21 protein-coding genes are annotated in these 19,673 nt (G+C 73.4%); 14 read left to right on the top strand and 7 right to left on the bottom strand.

What is annotated here, in order from left to right; translation table 11 throughout:
• The first annotated feature begins 6 nt into the window (after positions 1–6).
• Positions 7–393 (top strand): cold-shock protein, encoded by a 387-nt coding sequence (locus TPA0908_RS29180; RefSeq protein ID WP_073826071.1) that lies wholly within the window; start codon positions 7–9, stop codon positions 391–393.
• Here TPA0908_RS29180 and TPA0908_RS29175 read toward each other — a convergent pair.
• Positions 354–1,184, bottom strand: a complete 831-nt coding sequence (locus tag TPA0908_RS29175) for a 1,4-dihydroxy-6-naphthoate synthase (RefSeq protein WP_107154757.1) — start codon at positions 1,182–1,184, stop codon at positions 354–356. The genes TPA0908_RS29180 and TPA0908_RS29175 overlap by 40 nt on opposite strands.
• Positions 1,185–1,570: 386 nt before the next feature.
• Between TPA0908_RS29175 and TPA0908_RS29170 the strand changes: the two genes are divergently transcribed.
• The gene (locus TPA0908_RS29170; protein WP_281942749.1) at positions 1,571–2,455 is read left to right on the top strand and encodes a GNAT family N-acetyltransferase; all 885 of its coding nucleotides are present in this window, start codon (positions 1,571–1,573) and stop codon (positions 2,453–2,455) included.
• Here TPA0908_RS29170 and TPA0908_RS29165 read toward each other — a convergent pair.
• A complete protein-coding gene (locus TPA0908_RS29165; RefSeq protein WP_281942750.1) occupies positions 2,427–3,077 on the bottom strand; it encodes a futalosine hydrolase in 651 nt (216 codons plus the stop codon). The genes TPA0908_RS29170 and TPA0908_RS29165 overlap by 29 nt on opposite strands.
• Positions 3,074–4,708 carry an MFS transporter gene (locus TPA0908_RS29160; protein ID WP_281943431.1) on the bottom strand — a complete coding sequence of 545 codons (1,635 nt, stop codon included), beginning with the start codon at positions 4,706–4,708 and terminating at the stop codon, positions 3,074–3,076. The genes TPA0908_RS29165 and TPA0908_RS29160 overlap by 4 nt, the downstream gene beginning before the upstream one ends.
• Before the next feature lie 65 nt (positions 4,709–4,773).
• Between TPA0908_RS29160 and TPA0908_RS29155 the strand changes: the two genes are divergently transcribed.
• Complete coding sequence (locus tag TPA0908_RS29155) at positions 4,774–5,613, top strand: DUF3027 domain-containing protein (protein ID WP_281943429.1); 840 nt, start codon at positions 4,774–4,776, stop codon at positions 5,611–5,613.
• A gap of 4 nt (positions 5,614–5,617) precedes the next feature.
• Here the strand turns inward: TPA0908_RS29155 and TPA0908_RS29150 are convergent, their stop codons facing one another.
• Positions 5,618–5,833, bottom strand: coding sequence for a DUF2530 domain-containing protein (locus TPA0908_RS29150; RefSeq protein WP_374709276.1), 216 nt, complete (start codon positions 5,831–5,833; stop codon positions 5,618–5,620).
• A gap of 137 nt (positions 5,834–5,970) precedes the next feature.
• Here TPA0908_RS29150 and TPA0908_RS29145 point away from each other — a divergent pair, with 137 nt between their 5' ends.
• The 5 genes from TPA0908_RS29145 (at position 5,971) to thpR (ending at position 10,528) form a co-directional block, all read left to right on the top strand.
• Positions 5,971–7,452, top strand: a complete 1,482-nt coding sequence (locus TPA0908_RS29145) for an NCS2 family permease (RefSeq protein WP_281943425.1) — start codon at positions 5,971–5,973, stop codon at positions 7,450–7,452.
• A gap of 61 nt (positions 7,453–7,513) precedes the next feature.
• Positions 7,514–7,963: a MarR family winged helix-turn-helix transcriptional regulator gene (locus TPA0908_RS29140; protein ID WP_281943423.1), complete on the top strand. Its 450-nt coding sequence runs from the start codon at positions 7,514–7,516 to the stop codon at positions 7,961–7,963.
• Positions 7,964–8,032: 69 nt separating this feature from the next.
• Positions 8,033–9,319: an MFS transporter gene (locus TPA0908_RS29135; RefSeq protein ID WP_281943421.1), complete on the top strand. Its 1,287-nt coding sequence runs from the start codon at positions 8,033–8,035 to the stop codon at positions 9,317–9,319.
• A gap of 125 nt (positions 9,320–9,444) precedes the next feature.
• Positions 9,445–9,954, top strand: coding sequence for a hypothetical protein (locus TPA0908_RS29130; protein ID WP_281943419.1), 510 nt, complete (start codon positions 9,445–9,447; stop codon positions 9,952–9,954).
• 4 nt (positions 9,955–9,958) lie between these two features.
• Positions 9,959–10,528, top strand: coding sequence for an RNA 2',3'-cyclic phosphodiesterase (thpR, locus tag TPA0908_RS29125; protein ID WP_281943417.1), 570 nt, complete (start codon positions 9,959–9,961; stop codon positions 10,526–10,528).
• 39 nt (positions 10,529–10,567) lie between these two features.
• On the opposite strand, the gene sepH is transcribed toward thpR, so the two are convergent.
• The 3 genes from sepH to TPA0908_RS29110 all read right to left on the bottom strand — a co-directional run bounded on the left by sepH (position 10,568) and on the right by TPA0908_RS29110 (position 14,340).
• Positions 10,568–11,656 carry a septation protein SepH gene (sepH, locus tag TPA0908_RS29120; protein ID WP_281943415.1) on the bottom strand — a complete coding sequence of 363 codons (1,089 nt, stop codon included), beginning with the start codon at positions 11,654–11,656 and terminating at the stop codon, positions 10,568–10,570.
• A gap of 189 nt (positions 11,657–11,845) precedes the next feature.
• Positions 11,846–12,973 carry a phosphoserine transaminase gene (gene serC, locus TPA0908_RS29115; RefSeq protein ID WP_281943413.1) on the bottom strand — a complete coding sequence of 376 codons (1,128 nt, stop codon included), beginning with the start codon at positions 12,971–12,973 and terminating at the stop codon, positions 11,846–11,848.
• A gap of 260 nt (positions 12,974–13,233) precedes the next feature.
• On the bottom strand, positions 13,234–14,340 hold the full coding sequence (locus TPA0908_RS29110; protein ID WP_281943411.1) for a citrate synthase 2: 1,107 nt from the start codon (positions 14,338–14,340) through the stop codon (positions 13,234–13,236).
• 274 nt (positions 14,341–14,614) lie between these two features.
• On the opposite strand from TPA0908_RS29110, the gene pdxH reads away from it, so the two are divergent.
• The 6 genes from pdxH to TPA0908_RS29080 are packed head-to-tail and all read left to right on the top strand — an operon-like array spanning position 14,615 to position 19,605.
• Positions 14,615–15,244: a pyridoxamine 5'-phosphate oxidase gene (gene pdxH / locus TPA0908_RS29105; protein ID WP_281943814.1), complete on the top strand. Its 630-nt coding sequence runs from the start codon at positions 14,615–14,617 to the stop codon at positions 15,242–15,244.
• Entirely contained in the window at positions 15,241–16,533 is a 1,293-nt protein-coding gene (locus tag TPA0908_RS29100; protein WP_281943409.1) for an MFS transporter, read from the top strand. Before pdxH ends, TPA0908_RS29100 begins: the two co-directional genes overlap by 4 nt.
• Positions 16,534–16,548: 15 nt before the next feature.
• Positions 16,549–17,475, top strand: coding sequence for an aldose 1-epimerase family protein (locus tag TPA0908_RS29095; RefSeq protein WP_281943407.1), 927 nt, complete (start codon positions 16,549–16,551; stop codon positions 17,473–17,475).
• Positions 17,476–17,477: 2 nt separating this feature from the next.
• Positions 17,478–18,080, top strand: a complete 603-nt coding sequence (locus TPA0908_RS29090; protein ID WP_281943405.1) for a nitroreductase family protein — start codon at positions 17,478–17,480, stop codon at positions 18,078–18,080.
• Positions 18,081–18,134: 54 nt separating this feature from the next.
• The gene (locus tag TPA0908_RS29085; protein WP_089154454.1) at positions 18,135–18,440 is read left to right on the top strand and encodes a type II toxin-antitoxin system VapB family antitoxin; all 306 of its coding nucleotides are present in this window, start codon (positions 18,135–18,137) and stop codon (positions 18,438–18,440) included.
• Between the two features lie 4 nt (positions 18,441–18,444).
• Positions 18,445–19,605, top strand: coding sequence for an acyl-CoA dehydrogenase family protein (locus tag TPA0908_RS29080; RefSeq protein WP_281943403.1), 1,161 nt, complete (start codon positions 18,445–18,447; stop codon positions 19,603–19,605).
• Positions 19,606–19,673 lie beyond the last annotated feature (68 nt).

Below are 19,673 nucleotides of genomic sequence, written 5' to 3'. Positions count from 1 at the left end.
CGACAGGTGCCGACGGGTCGAGTGAAGTGGTACGACGCGGCCAAGGGATACGGGTTCGTCACCAGTGACGAGGGTGGCGACGTGTTCCTGCCCAAGGGCGCGCTACCGGCGGGTGTCGCCGACCTGAAGGGTGGCCAGCGGGTCGATTTCAGCGTGGTGGACAGCCGGCGGGGCGCCCAGGCCATGGGCGTGAAGCTGCTGGAGGCGCCGCCGTCCGTGGCGGAGCTGCGTCGCCGGCCGGCCGAGGAACTGCACGGCCTGGTCGAAGACATGATCAAGGTGCTGGAGGCGAAGGTCCAGCCGGACCTGCGCCGGGGGCGCTTCCCGGATCGCAAGGCCGCGCAGAAGATCGCTCAGCTGGTCCACGCGGTGGCGCGCGAGCTGGAGGTCTGAGGGACGAGCCCGGCGTCGGCGGCCCGGCCCAGCAGCGCCTCCACGGCGGCGAAGCCGGCCTCACCCAGGTCGGCGGTGAACTCGTTGACGTAGAGGCCGATGTGCCGGTCCACCACGTCGGGCTCCATCTCCTGCGCGTGCGCGAGGACGTACCCGCGGCTGGCCTCCGGGTCCGCCCAGGCCTGCCGCACCGACTCCCGGATCCAGGCGGCGGCCTCGACCGGGTCGACCGCGCCACGGCGGGCCAGGATCGCGCCGAGCGGGATCGGCAGCCCGGTGTCGCCCTCCCACCATTCGCCCAGGTCGACCAGCGCGGTCAGCCCGTGGCGCGGGTAGGTGAAACGGGCCTCGTGGATCACCAGACCGGCGTCGTACCGGCCGGCCGCCACGCCCGGCATGATCTCGTGGAACGGCACCACCTCGATCCGCGCCGGCGCCTGGTCCGCCGCCCAGAGCCGGAACAGCAGGTACGCCGTGGTCCGCTCGCCGGGCACCGCCACCGTCGCGCCGGACAGGTCGGTCCGGTCGCCCCGGGTGAGCACCAGCGGGCCGCAGCCCCGGCCCAGCGCGCCGCCGCAGGGCAGCAGATGGTAGTCGTCGAGCAGCCACGGCAGCGCCGCGTAGCTCACCTTCACCAGGTCGAACGCCCCACGCTCGGCGGCCGTGTTGGTGACGTCCACGTCCGCGTAGGTCACCTCGACCGGCGGCGCCCCGGCCACCCGGCCGTGCACCAGCGCGTCGAAGACGAACGTGTCGTTCGGGCAGGGGGAGATCGCCAGGGAGAGCGCCACCCGTTCACCGTAACTCCGTCGCCGGTGCCGACCGCCACCCCGACCCGACCAGTGTGACCGACGCGGCTCGCCCGCTCCCTGGTGGCGGAGAGTCATTCGCCGGCCCTGCGAACTTGATGGCGTGAACGGGTCGGCCATCGGTCCGGTCGTTCACCCCCGCCCACGCGGGCACACCCCGCCGGGTCAGTCCCCACTGGGCAACCTCGCCTGTGCTGGTCACGCCGGGACGTGCACCGCTGGCGGAAGGACTGACTCACCTTTGCCATCAAGTTTGCAGGGGCCGCTCGCGGACCCCTCGTCCCCAGCGGAACGGCTTTTCCACATGGTTATCCACAGGAAGTTGCCGCAGGGTGGAGGACGACGCGGTGACGGTCGAACATGGCACGGTGACTGACGCCGAACCGAACACCGATCCGCGGGCGACAGATGTGGGAGCGACGGATCTGGGAGCGACCGATCTGGGAGCGACGCTGCGGGCGTTGCGTCGGGCGGCCGACCTCAGTCAGCGTGAGCTCGCCGAGAGGTCGGGAGTCCCGCAGACGACGGTCGCCCGCATCGAGTGCGGGCGGTCGGTGGGTTCGAGCTTCCGCACCGTCGCGCGGCTGGTCGTGGCAGCGGGCGGGCGGGTCATCATTGCGCCCCCGGGCGAGAGGGATCGGCTGCTGCCGACGGTGTCGGAACAGTTGCGGGACGCGGCGGGGCGGCACTGCCCGGCGCACCTGGACGCCCGAGAGGTCCGCGAGCCGAAGGACTGGCCGGGGGCCTGGTGGGCGCACTTCCCGGCCCTCTCCGGTTACGCGTCGGCCCTGCCGGCCGTGACCTACCGACTCGACCGCGAACACCGGGACCGCGACCGGGCCCGGGCCTGGGTGCGCCGGGAGTGTCAGGTCCGGCGACACCTCGACCCCACGCTGCCGGCGACGTCCTGGCGATTCGTCGCCGAGCTGCCGGACGGCGAGTTGATCGGCGAGCTGCGCGCACACGAGCGCAGCGACGAACTGCTCCTCGGCTTCCCGTTGCCGGGCCGGTGCCACCTCGTGCTGGACGGGGTGCTCGTGGCGCCGGCGTACCGGCTTCTCGGCATCGGTCGGCGGCTGGTGGCTGCGCTGACCGCCGAAATGGCCCGTTGCGACATACCGTCGGCACACGCCGTCACCGATGAGCCGGGAGTGGGCCTGCTGCGCAGATGCGGCTTCCGGGTCGAGTCGAGAGGGGCCGCGGTGATGCGGTTCGAGCTGCCGGTCAGCGGAGAGCCGCGGCTGCGGTGGTGAGCGCGGCGAACGCCTCGCGCATGCGCCACGCGCCGCGGTCGCGGGGGCCGATCGGGTTCGAGACCGTCCGCAGCTCGGCGAAGGGGACCCCGGCGTGGGTGGCGGCCACGGCGACGCCGTACCCCTCCATGGCCTCGGCCACGGCGTCCGGGTGCCGGTCGGCGAGCGTGGCGGTGCTGGCGGCGGTGCCGGTCACGGTGCTGACCGTGAGCACGGTGCCGACGGTCGCCGTGGGCAGCGCGGCGCGCAGCGCGTCCAGCAGGGCCGGGTCGGCGGGCACGGTCCGGCCGCCACCCAGCAGCTCGGGCGCCATGCCCAGCTCCTCGACCGGGATGAACCCGGCCGGCGACTCGGCACCGAGGTCGGCGGCGACGCTGCGGTCGGCCAGCACGGTGCCGCCGACCGCGACCCGGCCGACGAAGCCGCCGGCGATGCCGGCGCTGACCACCGCCCGGTACGGCCGGCCGGCCGCCTCGGCCAGCGCCAGCAGGCGCGCGGTGGCGGCGCCGGCGACGGCCGGGCCGACGCCGACCGGTCGTACCGTCACGGTCGGGTCGGTGAGGCCGGCGCGGACCGCCTCGGCCTCGGCGGGCACCGCCGTGACCACCAGCAGACCGGTCACGCCACCGGCCCCCGGGGGTCGCGCCGGTTCTCGTCCTCCGCCGCCCCGACCCCGCCGACCGACGAGGAGGGGCGGTAGATGTGGAAGCCGGGCGGAGCGAGCGCGTCGTCGTCCGGCGGGGGGATGTCGACCCGCTGCGGCGCGGGCGAGGTGGGTGCCGGGTCGTCGAACGAGGTGACCGGCGGGTGACCGCTGATCACCTCGTCGTCGCCGAGCGGGTGACCGCTGATCACCTCGTCGTCGCCGAGCGGGCGACCGACCAGGTGTTCGCCGCGCAGTCGGCCGGCGATCAGCACACCGCGTACGGCCACGAGCGCGGCCACGCCGGCGGCTACCGCCACCCCGATCAGGCCGGTGAACGGCACCAGCCCCAGCCCGCCGCCGGCCACGAACGCGAGCATCAGCGCGGTCTCCGAGTGCGCGAACGAACTGGCCCGCAGCCGCTCCGGGATGCGCTCCTGGATCGAGGCGTCCACCGCCAGCTTGGCGATCCCGCTCATCAGCGCCGCCACCAGGCAGAGCAGCGCCACCATGGGCAGCGAGAACTTGATCGCGGCGAGCAGCGCCACGCCGGCCACGACGATCGAGCCGCTGGACTGGATCGCGGTCGGCCGGTGGATGCGCAGCCGGGTGCCGAGCGCGGTGGCCAGGAACGTGCCGACCGCCAGCGCGCCGCCGACCAGGCCCAACGCGGCCTGGGCGCCGAGTTCACGGCCGAAGAAGTCGGTGGTCAGGTCGCCGGCCTTGATGGCGAAGGCGAGGAAGAGAAGCAGGAAGCCGTAGATCCCGCGTAGCGCCGCGGCCCCGATCAACGTGGCGATCACCAGGCGGCCGGCGGGGCGGCCCCGGCCCAGCGGGCGCTCGCCGTCGCGGCGGCGCATCGCCCGCAGTGGGTGCGGCATCCGCTCCGGCGGCTCCGAGTCGGCCTTGGGCGGCAGCCGGAGCGAGACGACCATGCCGATCAGGAAGATCACCGTGGCGACCCGGAGCGGCCACTGCGGCCCGAACCAGAACGCGGCCAACCCGATCGGGGCGACCAGCGCGCCGGCCACCGTGCCGTAGACGCTGGCTCGCGCGCCGACCTGGGACAGCCCCAACCCGTCGGGGAGCAGCCGGGGCACCGCCGCGGACCGGGCCACGCCGTAGGCGCGGGAGAGGGCGAGCACCCCGAAGGCCGCCGGGTAGAGCCCGAGCCCGCCCATGTAGTCGGAGATCAGCCAGGCCAGGAACGCCCGGCCGAGCATGGTGGTGGCCAGCGCGTACCGCCGGCCGTGGCGGAAGTGGTCGAGCAGCGGGCCGACCACCGGTGCGAGCATGGCGAACGGGACCATGGTCACCAGCAGGTAGAGCGCGACCTTGTTGCGCGCCTCGCCCAGCGGCACGTCGAAGAAGATCGTCCCGGCCAGGCCGATGGCGATCAGCGTGTCGCCGGCGCAGGAGAGCGCGTGCAGGTCGAACAGGCGGACCATGCCCACCTCGTTGCCGGCGCTGCGGGCCCGGGCGGTGCCGGCCCGGCGGGTCATCCAGCGCCCGCCGTGCAGTGAGCCCCGCAACAGCAGCCGGGTGGCGCGGATGCCGGTGCCCACGGTCCGCCCGAGGAAGGAGCGGCCGGAGCGGGAGGACAGCGCCATGTGTCCCATCCTGACCCATCTACTCCGTGCGTGCCGCATCACCCGGAGAGAACCCGCCGACGGGCATGGGGAACAATGGTGGAGTGACCAGGCCCGCCTCCGCCCGCGCCCCCCGGCTCGACCAGGTCTGCGCCGCCGCCGTCGAGGTGGCCCGCGACGCCATCACCGAGGTGGAGCCGACCGACGTCGGTGACCACCTCCAGGCCGTCGCCGAGGGCGACCGGGTCGTCACCCACTACTTCGACTGCCGGATGGCCGGTTACCGCGGCTGGCGCTGGGCCGTCACGGTGACCCGGGTGCCGCGCAGCAGACACGTCACCATCTGCGAGACCGTGCTGCTGCCCGGCTCGGACGCGATGCTCGCCCCCGGCTGGCTGCCCTGGCAGGAGCGGCTCCAGCCGGGCGACCTGGGTCCGGGTGACCTGCTGCCCAGCCCGGCCGACGACGAGCGGCTCGCCCCCGGGTACCTGCTCTCCGACGACCCGGCCGTGGAGGAGACCGCCTGGGAGTTGGGCCTCGGTCGGGCCCGGGTGCTGTCCCGGGAGGGGCGCGCGGACACCGCCCAGCGGTGGTACGACGGCGACCACGGCCCGGACGCCGCCATCTCGACCGCCGCACCGGCCGCCGCCCGCTGCGGCACCTGCGGCTTCTACCTGCCACTGGCCGGCTCGCTGCGGCAGTCCTTCGGGGCGTGCGGCAACTTCTTCGCCCCGGACGACGGTCGGGTGGTGAGCGCCGACCACGGCTGTGGCGCGCACTCGGAGACGCTCGTCGACACCACCGAGACGCCGGTCGCCGAGCTGCCCACCATCTACGACGACAGCGCGGTCGAGGCGGTGCCGGTCGGCGGGGCCCCCGCTCCCGCCGAGGCGGCCGAGCCGGCGGAGCCGTACGCGCACTCCTGACCGGTCAGCGCTGACGCGCGGCGGCGGCCCGGCGGCGACGCCGGTTGGCGTCGTGCCGCATCATCGTGGCCAAACCGGGAAAGCCCCACAGAAAACCGGCAAGACAGGTCCAGAGCCAGTTCTGGTGGCCGTGCGCGGTGAGCCAGCCCCGGCAGAAGATCAGCAGCACCAGACCGGCCACCGCCCAGGCGATCAGCCCGGCGACGGCGAACGGCACCATCGGCGGGTCGAGCGGCTCCGGCCGCGGCTGTTGCTCCTGGGGCACCGGCCCAGCGTACGTGATCGTTCTTTCCTGTCCGCCGGGTGATCTGGCACGATGCGCGCGACAAACCGGTTGATCGACAAGATGAGGACCCGATGGCCATTGCCCCGCCGGCGGACCACGGCACACCGCCCGATCCCGCGCACCCGCGCAACGCGTTCGACCGCTTCTTCGAGATCTCCGCCCGCCGGTCCACCACGGGTCGGGAGATCCGAGGTGGCTTCGCCACGTTCTTCACGATGGCGTACATCGTGGTGTTGAACCCGCTGATCCTCGGCGGCGCGGAGGACGCCGACGGGCGTACCCTCGCCATCCCGGCGCTGGCCGCGGCGACCGCGCTGGTCGCGGGCCTGATGACCATCCTGATGGGGGTGGTGGCCCGGTTCCCGATCGCGCTGGCCGCCGGGCTGGGCGTGAACGCGCTGGTGGCCTTCGAGATCGCGCCGCAGATGACCTGGGCGGACGCGATGGGCCTGGTGGTCATCGAGGGTGTGCTGATCGGCATCCTGGTGCTCACCGGGCTGCGTACCGCGGTGTTCCGTTCGGTGCCGACGCAGCTCAAGACCGCCATCGGCGTCGGCATCGGCCTGTTCCTGACCATCATCGGCCTGGTCGACGCCGGGTTCGTGCGGCGGGTCCCGGACGCCGCGAACACCACCGTGCCGGTCGAGCTGGGCATCAACGGCAAGATCGTCAGTTGGCCGATGCTGGTGTTCGTGGTCGGTCTGCTGGTGACCGTGGTGCTTGTGGTACGGCGGGTGCGCGGCGCGATCCTGATCGGCATCCTGGCCTCCACCGTGCTGGCCGTCGTGGTCGAGGCGGTCGGCAACATCGGCCCGTCCTTCGTCGACGGCAAGCCGAACCCGAAGGGCTGGGCGCTGAACGTGCCCGAACTGCCGAAGCAGGTGGTGGACCTGCCGGACCTGTCGCTGCTGGGCAACTTCAACGTGCTGGACTCGTGGACCCGGGTCGGCTGGCTGGTTCCGCTGATGTTCGTCTTCACGCTGCTGATCACGGACTTCTTCGACACCATGGGCACGATGGTCGCGATCGGCCAGGAGGGGGACATGCTCGACGAGCAGGGCACCCCGCCGCGCGCCAAGGAGATCCTGCTCGTCGACTCGATCGCCGCCGCCGCGGGTGGCGCGGCGTCGGTGTCGAGCAACACGTCGTACATCGAGAGCGCCGCCGGTGTCGGTGAGGGCGCCCGGACCGGCGTGGCGAACCTGGTCACCGGCGGCCTGTTCCTGCTGGCCATGTTCCTCGCGCCGCTGTCGGCGATCGTGCCGTTCGAGGCCGCGTCGACCGCGCTGGTGGTGGTCGGCTTCCTGATGATGACGGCGGTCCGGACCATCGACTGGACCGACTACGAGATCGCGATCCCGGCGTTCCTCACCATCGTGCTGATGCCGTTCACCTACTCCATCTCGAACGGCATCGGGGCCGGCGTGATCAGCTACGTGCTGGTGAAGCTGGCGAAGGGCAAGGCCCGGGAGGTCCACCCCCTGCTGTACGGCGTGGCCGCGCTCTTCATCCTCTACTTCCTGCGCGGGCCGATCGAGTCCGTGCTGCTCTGACGCTGGTGAGCCTGGTCATAACGGACGTCGTTAGCCAGGCTCATTAGTTAGGCTAACGAGTGTGACGGAGCGGACGGTGACGGCGAAACGCGTGCCACCGGCGCAGCTGGCCCCCCAGCTGCGTGATGCGATCACCCGACTCAACCGGCGGGTCCGACAGGCCCGACCGGTCGGCGACCTCACGGTCACCCAGCTGTCGGCGCTCACCAGCCTCAAGCTGGCGGGCGCCCTCACGCCACGGGAACTGGCCGACGTCGAACGGGTGCAGCCGCCGACGATGACGAAGATCGTCGCGAAGTTGGAGGAGCGCGGCCTCGTGCAGCGCACCCCCCATCCGACCGACGGACGGCAGGTCATCCTGGCGGCGACCGAGGGGGGACGGGCCGTGCTCGACCAGTTCGAGCGCGCCCGCAACGAGTGGCTGGCCAGCCGACTGGCCGCACTCACCGAGGAGGAACGCGACACGCTGCGGCGGGCCGCCGACATCCTCCAGGGCATCGCCCGCGGCTGACCCCGCGTCGCGCGGTCCGCTTCGTCAGTTGTCGATGAGGCGTACCTGACGCGAGGAGGCGCACCTAGAGTGCAGGCCAAGCTGAGCACGATGTTCCAGTCCCTACGAGTCCGCAACTACCGACTCTTCGCCACCGGGCAGCTGATCAAACTGATCGGCGTCTGGATGATGTTCATCGCCCAGGACTGGCTCGTCCTCGAGCTGAGCGACAACTCCGCCACCGCGCTCGGCGTGGTCACCGCGTTGCAGTTCACCCCCGTACTCCTGCTCACGCTGCTCTCCGGCCGTCTCGCCGACCGGTACGACAAGCGGATGCTGCTCTTCGTCGCCAACGCGTTCTGGACCGTGCTGGCGCTGGGGATGAGCATGCTGGTCGTCACCGGCGTGGTGCGGCTCTGGCACGTGTTCGCGTTCGCCGCGCTGCTCGGTGTCGCCAACGCGGTCGAGACCCCCGTGCGGCAGGCGTTCGTCTCCGAGCTGGTCGGCGTGACGCTGCTGCCGAACGCGCTCTCGCTCAACGCGGCCGTGTTCAACTCCGCCCGGATCGTCGGCCCCGCCGTCGCCGGCCTGGCCATCGCCGCGTTCGACGTCGGCCCGGTCTTCCTGGTCACCGCGCTCAGCTCCATCGCGCCGCTGGCCACCGTGGTCAAGATGCGCCCCGCCGAACTGCACCGCAAGGACCTGCCGCCGGCCGGCGAACGGGACCAGGCCCGGGTGGTGGACGGCCTGCGGTACGTGGCGCGCCGCCCCGACCTGCTGCTGCCGATGGTCGTCATGTCGGTGATCGGGATGAGCCTGTTCAACTTCCAGCTCACCCTCGCCGCGCTGGCCAAGACCGTGTTCCGGACCGGGGCCGCGTCGTTCGGCCTGTTCAGCACCGCGCTGGCGGTCGGCGCGCTGGTCGGCGCGCTCGCCGGCACCGGCCGGCGCAGCCGGCCCTCGGTCTGGCTGGTGCTGGGCGCCGCCATCGGCTGTGCCAGCTTCGGCACGCTGGTCGGGCTCGCTCCGGCGTACTGGATGGTGGTGGCGCTGCTGCTGCCCACCGGGTTCTTCATGGTCTTCTTCGCCCAGGCAGCCAACCAGCGGGTGCAGCTCGGCGTCGACGCGTCCTTCCGGGGACGGGTGATGGCGCTGTGGGTGCTGGTGTTCCTGGGCACCAACCCGGTCGGCGCGCCGATCATCGGGTGGACGGCCGAGACGTTCGGCGCCGGCGCGAGCATCTGGATCGGTGGCCTCATCTCGCTGGCCGCCGCGCTGCTGGCGCTCACCTGGCAACTGCGCCGCTCCGGCGCGCGCCTGCGCCTGCGGGTGCTGCCGATGCCGCGCTTCTACGTGGTGTCCCCCCGGGCCGAGTGAAAGGACGGGCCCCCTCTTAACGCATTCTGCATAGAAGGGGGCCCCGCTCAACACCGCACAAATGCGTACCGGCCGGTTTCGGCAAACGGGTGGCGGGTGCGGTCGACAGGGCTTAGCGTCGATGTGTGGGATTGGGGCAGGGGCTGCTGCTGGCGCTGGCGATCCTCGCTGTCTGCTGCCTCCCCGCCGTGTTCGCGCTGGTCTTCTGCGCCGACGAGATCATCGACCGGTTCGCGTGCGGGTGGGCCGAGTGGCGCGAGCAGCGCCGTGAGCGCCGCACCATCGCCCGGCTCGATCGCGCCATCGAGGCCGAGGCGCTGACCCGCGACATCGACCTGACCGAGTTCGAGCGGGAGGGCCGCCGCCCGCTGGAGCAGCTCGCCACCGATCTGCGCCGGCTCGGCGGCCACCGGCTCGCCGCCGCCGACCGCTCGGTGGTGTGGCACGGCGCGGTCATCGAGGCGTACGACGAACGGCTGCGCGCCGCCTGCCACGCCCTCGGCATCGCCGAGCACCTGGCCGAGCTGGCCGGCGTCGACCGGGAGATCGAACGGGTCCGGGTGGAAGGGCTGCTGCACGCCGCCGGGCTGACGCTGCCGGCCGCCCGGGCGGCGCACCACCAGCGGCACCGCTGAGCGGGTGCGTCTCTTCGCGGCGGTCTACCCGTCTGCGGCGGCGGTCACCGACCTCACCGCCCGGGTCGTCGGGCTGCGCGTCGGCGTCGCGTCCGCCGCCGGTGTGAACGTCCGGCTCGCCGACCCCGCCCACCTCCACCTCACGCTCGCCTTCCTCGGTGAGGTGCCGGACGACCGGCTGGTCGAGGTGACGAGCGCGCTCGGTCTGGCCGCGGAGTCCTTCCGGGACGGTCGGGGCAGCGCACCGCGGCTGCGCCTCGGCGGTGGGGGCAGTTTCGGCCAGGGCCACTCCACCGTGCTCTGGGTGGACGTGCGCGGCGAGACCGACGCGCTGGACGTGCTGGCCCGCCTGGTCCGCCACGCGTTGCGACGGGCCGGACTGCCGCACGACGACAAGCCGTTCCGGCCCCACCTGACCATCGCCCGCCCCGGCGACCGCGTCGACGTGCGCGCGGACCGGGAGACGCTGCACGGGTACGCCGGCCCGGAGTGGCCCGCCGAGGAGCTGGTCCTGGTCCGCAGCCACCCGGGCGCTCGCACCCACCACACCCGCCTCGCCGCCTGGCCCCTGTGACCGCCGGGCACGTCAAGTGCCCGGCACGTCAACTGTCGATCAGGAGGACTCGCGGGCCGCCGGGCCGCTGCCGAAGAGGACGTCGTCCCAGCTCGGCAGCCGCTTGCGCGGCTTGCCGCCGGCCTCACCGGACTCGGTGCCGGAACCGCCGGACGCTGGCGGGTTGCCGGTGCGCCGAGGCCGCAGCACGGCCAACGACGGCACGGCGGGGATCTCCTTCGGCGCGTCCGAGTCGTCGTCGAACGCCGAACCCTGCCCGCCGCCGAGCAGCGCGGCGGCACCCCCGGCGACAGCCCGCTGGCGGGGTGCCTCCGAACCGGCCAGCGCGGCCGGGGAACGGGTGTCGAGACCGCGGCCGGACGTGCCGCCGAGCGGCCGGTCCAGCGAGGCGAGCAGCGCGTCCCGGCCGGCACGGATCGGGTCGCGCCCCGGACGGGCCTGCTCGACCCCGGACGGCAGGCCGTGCCCGCCCCGGCTCGGCTCGCCGCGCGACGGGCCGGGCAGCGCGTGGCCGCCCCGCTCGGGCGCCGGCTCCTGGCCGAGGATCGGCGTGGGCCGCTCGGCGCACAGGTATTGCGCCATGTCGTCGTGCGCGATGACGTTCTGCCGGGACTTGTCGAGATCCCACACCGCCTGGGCGGTGGCCTTGCCGGACGGCCAGGTGGCGATGATCCGCCAGGTGCCGTCGTCGCGGCGGTAGGCGTCCCAGGAGATCTTCTCGGTGTCGATGCCGTGCTGGGCCAGCCGGCCGTTGACCACCTCGGCCAGCGGGGTCGGCTTCTCAGCGCCCTTGAGCCGGGTGCGGCGGGCGTGCTGGGCGAGCATGGCCCGCTCCTGGAGCACCGGGCCGGCGTAGCGCAGCACGCGGTCGACCGGCACGCCGGCGATGCGGGCGACGTCCTCAGCGGACTCGCCGGAACGGATCCGGGCCTGGATGTCGCGTGGGGACAGCGACGGCGTGGGATCGGTGGAGGCCGGCACCACCGCGAGCGGGGGCGCGCCCGGCTCGGCGTGCAGCACCGAGGCCACGCGCTCGTCGATGGGGAGGGCGAGCAGGCGGCCCACCTCGTCGGTGAGCACCAGGGCCTGGCCGTCCTCGGAAAGGGCGACGAAGCGTACTGGGCGCATGGGCTTGCCTCCGTCCCGCTTCGCTGGCCGTCACGCCACGAGCCGGCCACCCGGGGCGTCCCCACCACCGTACGCTCATCTACCCGACGATGGGGACTGCGACACCCCGGCATGTCGCGACTGAGCTGCGGCGATGATCACGGTGGGTGGCCGCCGGAGCCCCGACGACCACCCAGCGTCACGGCGTGATCAGAGTCGCTCGACCACGTAGTCGATGCACGCGGTGAGCGCCTCGACGTCGGCCGGCTCGACGGCCGGGAAGAGCGCGACCCGGAGCTGGTTGCGGCCGAGCTTCCGGTAGGGCTCGGTGTCCACGATGCCGTTGGCGCGCAGCGCCTTGGCGATCGCCGTGGCGTCCACCCCGTCGGCGAAGTCGACGGTGGCGACCACGTTGGAGCGCAGCGCCGGGTCCGCCACGAACGGGGTGGCGAACGACGAGCGCTCGGCCCAGCCGTACACGATGCCGGCGCTCTCGGCGGTGCGCTTGGCCGCCCAGGCCAGCCCGCCCTGGGAGTTCATCCAGTCGGTCTGCTCCGCGGCCAGGAAGATGGTGGCCAGCGCCGGGGTGTTGTACGTCTGCTCCAGCCGCGAGTTGTCGATCGCGGTGACCAGGTCCAGGAAGGCCGGGATGTAGCGGCCCGAGGACTTGATCTCGGTGGCCCGGGCGAGCGCGGCCGGCGACATCAGCGCCAGCCAGAGGCCGCCGTCGGAGCCGAAGCACTTCTGCGGGGCGAAGTAGTAGACGTCGGTCTCGGCGACGTCGACGTCCAGCCCGCCCGCGCCGGACGTGGCGTCGACAAGCAGCAGCGAGCCCTCGTCGGCGCCCGGCACCCGGCTGATCGGCACCGCCACACCGGTGGAGGTCTCGTTGTGCGGGGTGGCGTAGACGTCCACGCCCGCCTCGGCGACCAGGGTCGGCGCGCTGCCCGCCGCCGACTTGCGCACGGTCGGCTCGCCCAGGAACGGGGCGTCGGCGACCGACTTGGCGAACTTGGCGCCGAATTCGCCGAAGCTGGCGAACTGGGCCCGGTCGCGGACCAGGCCGAACGTGGCGACCTCCCAGAACGCAGTGGTGCCGCCGTTGCCGATGATCACCTCGTAGCCCTCGGGGAGGGAGAAGAACTCGGCGATGCCCCGGCGCAGCCGGGCGACCTCGTCGCGGACCGTCTTCTGCCGGTGCGACGTGCCCAGGTAGCTGGTGGCGACGTCGGCGAGCGCGGAGACCGCCGCCGGACGAACCTTGGACGGGCCGCAGCCGAAACGGCCGTCGGCGGGCTTGAGGTCGTCGGGAATCCGGATGGTCGGTGCGTCAGCCACGGTTGTCTCGATCCTTCCGCATGGGCGAGGGCGGGCCCTTCCTGCGGGCGCGGATCGACGACCGGCTCGTGCGCCGGACGCACGGGGCGGCCGGGATCCGAACCCGGCCGGCAGCGCTGCCGGCCTTCATCCTCGCACCCGCCCGGCCGGCACCACCCGCTGGTCCCACCGTGAGTGCTGAGTCGTACGCCACAGCGGCAGCGTCAAGAAGGGGCCCCGCCTATGCCGAAAAGCGTTAAGAGGGGGCCCCTCCTTACGGCTCAGACGCCGTGCGGGATGGCGTCCCAGCCCTCGACCTGCTGCGGCTTGCGGGTGCCCGGGCCGACGTAGGTGGCGGACGGGCGGACCAGCCGGTTCAGCTTCTTCTGCTCCAGGATGTGCGCGGACCAACCGCCCATCCGGGCGCAGGTGAACATCGAGGTGAACATGTGCGCCGGCACCTCGGCGAAGTCCAGCACCACGGCCGACCAGAACTCGACGTTGGTGGCGAGGACACGGTCCGGGCGGCGGGCCTGCAACTCGGCCAGGGCGGCCTTCTCCAGCGCCTCGGCGACCTCGAAGCGGGGCGCGCCCAGCTCCTTGGCGGTCCGCCGCAGCACGCGGGCGCGCGGGTCCTCGGCCCGGTAGACCCGGTGCCCGAAACCCATCAGCCGCTCGCCGCGGTCGAGCACGCCCTTGACGTACCCCTCGGCGTCGCCGCTGCGCTCGACCGACTCCAGCATGCTGAGCACCCGGGACGGCGCGCCGCCGTGCAGCGGGCCGGAGAGGGCGCCGATGCCGGAGGAGATGCAGGCCGCGGCGTCCGCGCCGGTGGAGGCCACGATCCGCGCGGTGAAGGTGGAGGCGTTCAGGCCGTGCTCGGCGGCCGAGATGAAGTACGCGTCGACGGCCTTGACGTGCCGGGGGTCGGGTTCGCCGCGCCACCGCTTCATGAAGCGCTCGACGATCGTCTCCGCCTTGTCGATCTCCTTCTGTGGCACCGCCGGCAGGCCCAGCCCGCGCGCCGACTGGGCGACGAAGGACAGCGCGGTGACCGACACCCGGGCCAGGTCCTCGCGGGCCTGGGCGTCGGAGATGTCGAGAAGCTGACTGAGCCCCCAGTACGGGGCCAGCATGGCGACCGCGGACTGCACGTCGACGCGGATGTCGCCGGAGTGCACCGGCACCGGGAACGGCTCGGCCGGCGGCAGGCCGGGGCCGAACCGACCGTCCACCAGCAGCGCCCAGACGTTGCCGAAGGAGACCTGGCCGATCAGATCCTCGATGTCCACGCCCCGGTAGCGCAGCGATCCACCCGCGCGGTCGGGTTCGGCGATCTGGGTCTCGAAGGCTACGACGCCCTCCAGACCCGGCTTGAAATCGGACATGTCGTCTCCTGGCTTCCGGCTCGGTGCGCCCGGGCGGGCTGATCCAGCCCCGCAGCTCAGGCGACCCCTCAGGGATGTGGTTCGAAACATCTTGCCCGGTGGGTAACCGGCTGCGCGACCCGCAGCGACTGTGCGCCACGCGACATCCCCGCCGGTGGACGCGCATGCGGACAGGAGAAGACTAGGCGTCGGGGCCTGGCCAGCGTCGGGGGACGCCGGTACGCCCGGGAGAGGGACGGCCAAAGTGACAGGCGACACACCCGCCCCGGCCGGCATGCGTAACGAGTACGCCGCCGACCTGGGCCTAACCGAACCGGACCTGGCGCCGGACTGGCACACCCAGTTCGCCCGCTGGTTCGCCGACGCGGTGGCGCATCCGCTGCCCGAGCCGAACGCGATGGTGGTCGGCACCGCCGACGACCAGGGCCGGCCCAGTGGACGCACCGTGTTGCTCAAGGGCTACGACGCGGAGGGCTTCGTCTTCTACACCAACCACCGCTCGCGCAAGGGCGCCGAGGTGACCGCCAACCCGTGGGCCAGCCTGGTCTTCCCGTGGTTCCCGATGCAGCGGCAGGTGACCGTCACCGGCCGGGTGGCGCACGTCGACCGGGCGGAGACCGAGGCGTACTTCGCCAGTCGGCCGCGCGGCTCGCAGCTCGGCGCGTGGGCCAGCACCCAGTCGGCGGTGGTGCCGGACCGGGCCGCGCTGGACGCGGCGTACCAGGCGGCGTCGGAGCGGTTCGCCGGCGTCGGGTCGATCCCCGCCCCGCCGCACTGGGGCGGGTTCCGGGTCCGCCCGGAGACGGTGGAGTTCTGGCAGGGCCGGGCCAGCCGGCTGCACGACCGGCTGCGGTTCCGGCGTACCGCCGACGGGGTGTGGGTCGTCGAGCGGCTCGCACCGTGACGGAGGTCACCGAGGCCCGGTCGCGCGGACCCCGCCGCTGGGCGATCGACCTGCGCCCGCTGCGCGTGCCCGCCTACCGGCGGGTGTGGCTCGGCAACGCGGTGGCGATGTTCGGCTTCCAGTTCACCGCCGTGGCGGTGCCGGTGGAGATGTTCGACCTGACCGGCGGCTCGTTCTGGGTCGGGCTGCTCGGCGTCGCCGGCTTCGTGCCGCTGCTGGTCTTCGGGCTCTGGGGCGGCGCGGTCGCCGACGCCCGGGACCGGCGGCGGGTGCTGCTCGCGGGCGGCGCGCTGCTCTGGGCGGCGACGCTCGGGCTGCTGGTGCAGTCGCTTGTCGGCGCGCGCAGCCCGGTGCTGCTCCTGCTGCTGGTGGGCGTGCAGTCGGTGGCGTTCGCGATCACCTCCCCGGCCCGCAGCGCGATCCTGCCCCGGTTGGTGCCGGCCGAACTGGTCCCGGCCGCGACCACGCTGAACTACACCACGTTCACCGCCGCCGCGGTCGCCGGGCCGCTGGCCGCCGGGCTGATCTTCGCCACCTGGCGGGTCGACGCGGCGCTGCCCATCGCGTACGGGTTGGACGCGCTGCTGTTCACCGTGTCGCTCTGGGCCACCCTGCGGCTGCCGGCGATGCCGCCGGAGCCGGAGCCGGGCGGCGGCGTCCGCCGGGCCGGGCTGAGCAGCGTCGTCGACGGCTTCCGCTACCTGGCCACCACGCCGGTGCTGCTGCTCTCCTTCGCCATCGACCTGATCGCGATGATCCTGGCCATGCCACGGGCCCTCTTCCCGGAGCTGGCGCAGGACCGCTTCGGCGGCGGCGCGGCGGTCGGCTGGCTCTACAGCGCCATCGCCATCGGCGCGATGCTCGGCGGCCTCACCTCCGGCTGGATCGGCCGGGTGCGCCGGCAGGGGCTGGCGCTCACCGTGGCGGTGGTCGGCTGGGGCGTGGCCATCGCGCTGGCCGGGCTGGCCGGCCGGCTCTGGCTGGCGGTGCTGCTGCTCGGTGTGGCCGGCGCCGCCGACCTGGTCAGCGCCACCCTGCGGCAGTCGATGCTGCTGGTGTACGCGCCGGACCGGATGCGCGGCCGGCTCCAGGGCGTGAACACGGTGGTGGTGGCCGGGGGCCCGCGCCTGGGTGACCTGCGGGCCGGCGTGACCGCCGCCGGGTTCGGCACCGGCGTCGCCATGGTCGGTGGTGGTATCGCCGCCGCCGTGCTGGCGGTGCTGCTGGTGACGGCGTTCCCCGCGTTGCTGCGCTATCGCGCCACCGCTCCCACCGAGGACCGTCGGTGACGATAGGGTCGCCGAATGGGGATCGACGAGCGGGCACCGTCCGGAACACAGTGGACCATCTCCGCCGACGGCCACGAGGCCGTCGTGGTGGAGGTCGGTGGCGGGCTGCGGGCCTATCGGCACGACGGGGTGGACTACCTCGACGGGTACGCCGAGGACGAGCTCAGCCCCGGCTCGGCCGGGCACGTGCTGGCGCCCTGGCCGAACCGGATCCGGGACGGCGCGTACACGTTCGGGGACCGCTCGCTCCAGCTCGACCTGACCGAGCCGGAGCGGCACAACGCGCTGCACGGCCTGGTCAACTGGGTCCGGTGGGAGCTGGTCGAGCAGTCGCCGGCGAGCGTGACGCTCGGCTACGACCTGCCGCCCACCCCGGGCTACCCGTGGGCGCTGCGGCTGCGCAGCCGGTGGAGCGTCGGCCCGGACGGCCTGCGCGCCGAGCACGAGGTGACGAACCTCTCCGCCGAGCCGGCGCCGTTCGGCTTCTCCGTGCACCCCTATTTCCAGCTCCCCAAGGTGGGCGTGGACGAGCTGGTGCTGCGGGTGCCGGGGCGGAACCGGGTGCTGGTGGACGGCCGGCTGCTGCCGGTGGGCGCCAGCCCGGTGGCCGGCACCGAGTACGACTTCACCGCGCCCCGGCCGATCGGCGACATGGTGCTCGACCTGGCCTTCGGGGACGTGGAGCGGGACGCCGACGGCGGTTCGGCGGTGACGCTCGGCGCGCCGGACGGCTCGTCCGGGCTGGCGGTCTGGGCGGACCGCGAGTTCGGCTGGTGGCAGGTGTTCACCGGGGACACGCTCGGTGGTGAGCGGCACCGCCGCTCGGTGGCGGTGGAGCCGATGACGTGCCCGCCGGACGCGTTCCGGTCCGGCCGGGACGTGATCACGCTGGACGCCGGGCAGACGTGGCGCGGCGCCTGGGGCGTCCGGCCGGGGCGCTGAGCATGGAGTTCGCCGAGGTCGTCCGGCGTCGCCGGATGGTCCGCAACTACGACCCCGACCGGCCGGTCCCGCCCGAGGTGGTGGACCGGCTGCTCGCGCACGCGGTCCGGGCCCCGTCGGCCGGGTTCGCGCAGGGCTGGGGGTTCCTGGTGCTGGAGGAGCCGGCGGACCGGGCCCGGTTCTGGGCGGCCACCACGCCGGACGGCGGCGGTCGGGAACGCTGGCTGGCCGGGATGCGCCGGGCCCCGCTGATCGTGGTGCCGCACGCCAACCGGGACGCCTACCTGGACCGGTACGCCGAGCCGGACAAGGGCTGGACGGACCGCGCCGAGGACCGCTGGCCGGTGCCCTACTGGTACGTGGACGCCGGCTTCGCGGCGCTGCTGATGCTGCTCACCGCCGTGGACGAGGGGCTGGGCGCCTGCTTCTTCGGCATCCCGCCGCAGCGCGTCGGGGCGTACCGGGAGGCGTTCGGGGTGCCTCCGGAGCTGCATCCGATCGGCGCTGTCACTGTTGGCTACCGAGCCGTCGACCATCGGTCACCGTCGCTGCGCCGGGGGCGGCGCCCGGTGGATGATGTGGTCCGGCGGGGGCGGTGGAGCTGAGCGGTTAGGCTGGCAGCCACATCGTCAGCCCGGCCTGGGGGAGGAGAGCACGCGGTGATCTTCAGGGCGGTCCGGGACGGGCGTCCCTACCCGGAGCACAACTTCACGCTGAAGCAGTGGGCCGAGATCCCACCGCGTCCACTGCGGCTGGATCAGCTCATCACCACCAAGCGGGAGTTGGCGCTGGACAAGCTGCTCGCCGAGGACTCCACCTTCTACGGCGACCTCTTCCCGCACGTGGTGCAGTGGAACGGCGGCCTCTACCTGGAGGACGGCCTGCACCGGGCGTTGCGCGCGGCGTTGCAGCAGCGCAACCAGATCCATGCCCGGGTGCTGGTCCTCGGCGACCAGGGGGAGTGACGACGTGACCACGCTCGACCTGCTCGACGTCGACGCCTCGCTGAGCGAGGAGGAGCGGCAGATCCGGGCCGTCGTCCGCCAGCTCGTGACCGACCGGGTCCGCCCGCACGTCGCCGGCTGGTACGAGGAGGGCGACGTGCCGGCCCGCGAGCTGGCCCGCGAGTTCGGCAAGCTGGGCCTGCTCGGCATGCACCTGACCGGGTACGGCTGCGCCGGTGCGTCGGCGGTCGCGTACGGGCTGGCCTGCCTGGAGCTGGAGGCCGGCGACTCGGGCGTCCGCTCGCTGGTCTCGGTGCAGGGCTCGCTGGCCATGTACGCGATCTGGCGCTTCGGCAGCGAGGAGCAGAAGCAACGCTGGCTGCCGTCGATGGCGACCGGCGACGCGATCGGCTGCTTCGGGCTGACCGAGCCGGACCACGGCTCCGACCCGGCCTCGATGGCCACCCGGGCCCGTCGCGACGGCGACGACTGGATCCTCACCGGCGGCAAGATGTGGATCACCAACGCGCCGATCGCCGACGTCGCGGTGATCTGGGCCCGCACCGACGACGGTGTGCGGGGTTTTCTCGTGCCCATGGACACCCCCGGGGTGGGCGCGCGGGAGATCCGCCGGAAGATGTCCCTGCGTGCCTCGCTGACCGGCGAGATCACGCTCGACGACGTGCGGCTGCCGGCGGACGCGCGACTGCCCGAGGCGACCGGGCTGAAGGCGCCGCTGAGCTGCCTGACCGAGGCCCGGCACGGCATCGTCTGGGGCGCGCTCGGCGCGGCCCGCGACTGCCTGGAGACCACCCTGGCGTACGCGACCACCCGCATCCAGTTCGGCCGGCCGCTGGCCGGTTTCCAGCTCACCCAGGCCAAGCTCGCCGACATGGCGGTGGAGTGGAACAAGGGGCTGCTGCTGGCGCTGCACCTGGGCCGGCTCGCCGACGCCGGGTCGCTGCGGCCCGACCAGGTGAGCGTGGGCAAGCTGAACAACGTCCGGGAGGCGCTGGCCATCGCCCGGCAGTGCCGCACCATCCTCGGCGCGAACGGCGTCTCCGGGGAGTACCCGATCATGCGGCACGCCGCCAACCTGGAGAGCGTGCTCACCTACGAGGGCACCTCGGAGATCCACCAGCTCGTCATCGGCCAGCGGCTGACCGGGCTCTCCGCCTTCGCCTGACCTGCTGTTTCACCCGATCGGGGCACTCGACGAGCGAGTGTCGCACAGTCCCCGTACCGTCATTGTCA

Origin of the sequence: Micromonospora sp. AKA38, assembly GCF_027925725.1 — a bacterium.
Classification (GTDB): Bacteria; Actinomycetota; Actinomycetes; order Mycobacteriales; family Micromonosporaceae; genus Micromonospora.
The sequence above is the reverse complement of the archived record's forward strand: the minus strand, read 5'-3'. Positions and strand labels throughout refer to the sequence as shown.

What these genes read in the sequence shown, in the direction of transcription:
- TPA0908_RS29090 (WP_281943405.1), top strand. Translation starts at nt 17,478, where the DNA reads ATGGAGTTCGCCGAGGTCGTCCGGCGTCGCCGGATGGTCCGCAACTAC.
- TPA0908_RS29150 (WP_374709276.1), bottom strand. Translation starts at nt 5,833, where the DNA reads ATGGTGCCGTTCGCCGTCGCCGGGCTGATCGCCTGGGCGGTGGCCGGT.
- TPA0908_RS29160 (WP_281943431.1), bottom strand. Translation starts at nt 4,708, where the DNA reads ATGGCGCTGTCCTCCCGCTCCGGCCGCTCCTTCCTCGGGCGGACCGTG.
- TPA0908_RS29145 (WP_281943425.1), top strand. Translation starts at nt 5,971, where the DNA reads ATGGCCATTGCCCCGCCGGCGGACCACGGCACACCGCCCGATCCCGCG.
- TPA0908_RS29155 (WP_281943429.1), top strand. Translation starts at nt 4,774, where the DNA reads ATGGGGAACAATGGTGGAGTGACCAGGCCCGCCTCCGCCCGCGCCCCC.
- sepH (WP_281943415.1), bottom strand. Translation starts at nt 11,656, where the DNA reads ATGCGCCCAGTACGCTTCGTCGCCCTTTCCGAGGACGGCCAGGCCCTG.
- TPA0908_RS29095 (WP_281943407.1), top strand. Translation starts at nt 16,549, where the DNA reads ATGGGGATCGACGAGCGGGCACCGTCCGGAACACAGTGGACCATCTCC.
- pdxH (WP_281943814.1), top strand. Translation starts at nt 14,615, where the DNA reads ATGCGTAACGAGTACGCCGCCGACCTGGGCCTAACCGAACCGGACCTG.
- TPA0908_RS29110 (WP_281943411.1), bottom strand. Translation starts at nt 14,340, where the DNA reads ATGTCCGATTTCAAGCCGGGTCTGGAGGGCGTCGTAGCCTTCGAGACC.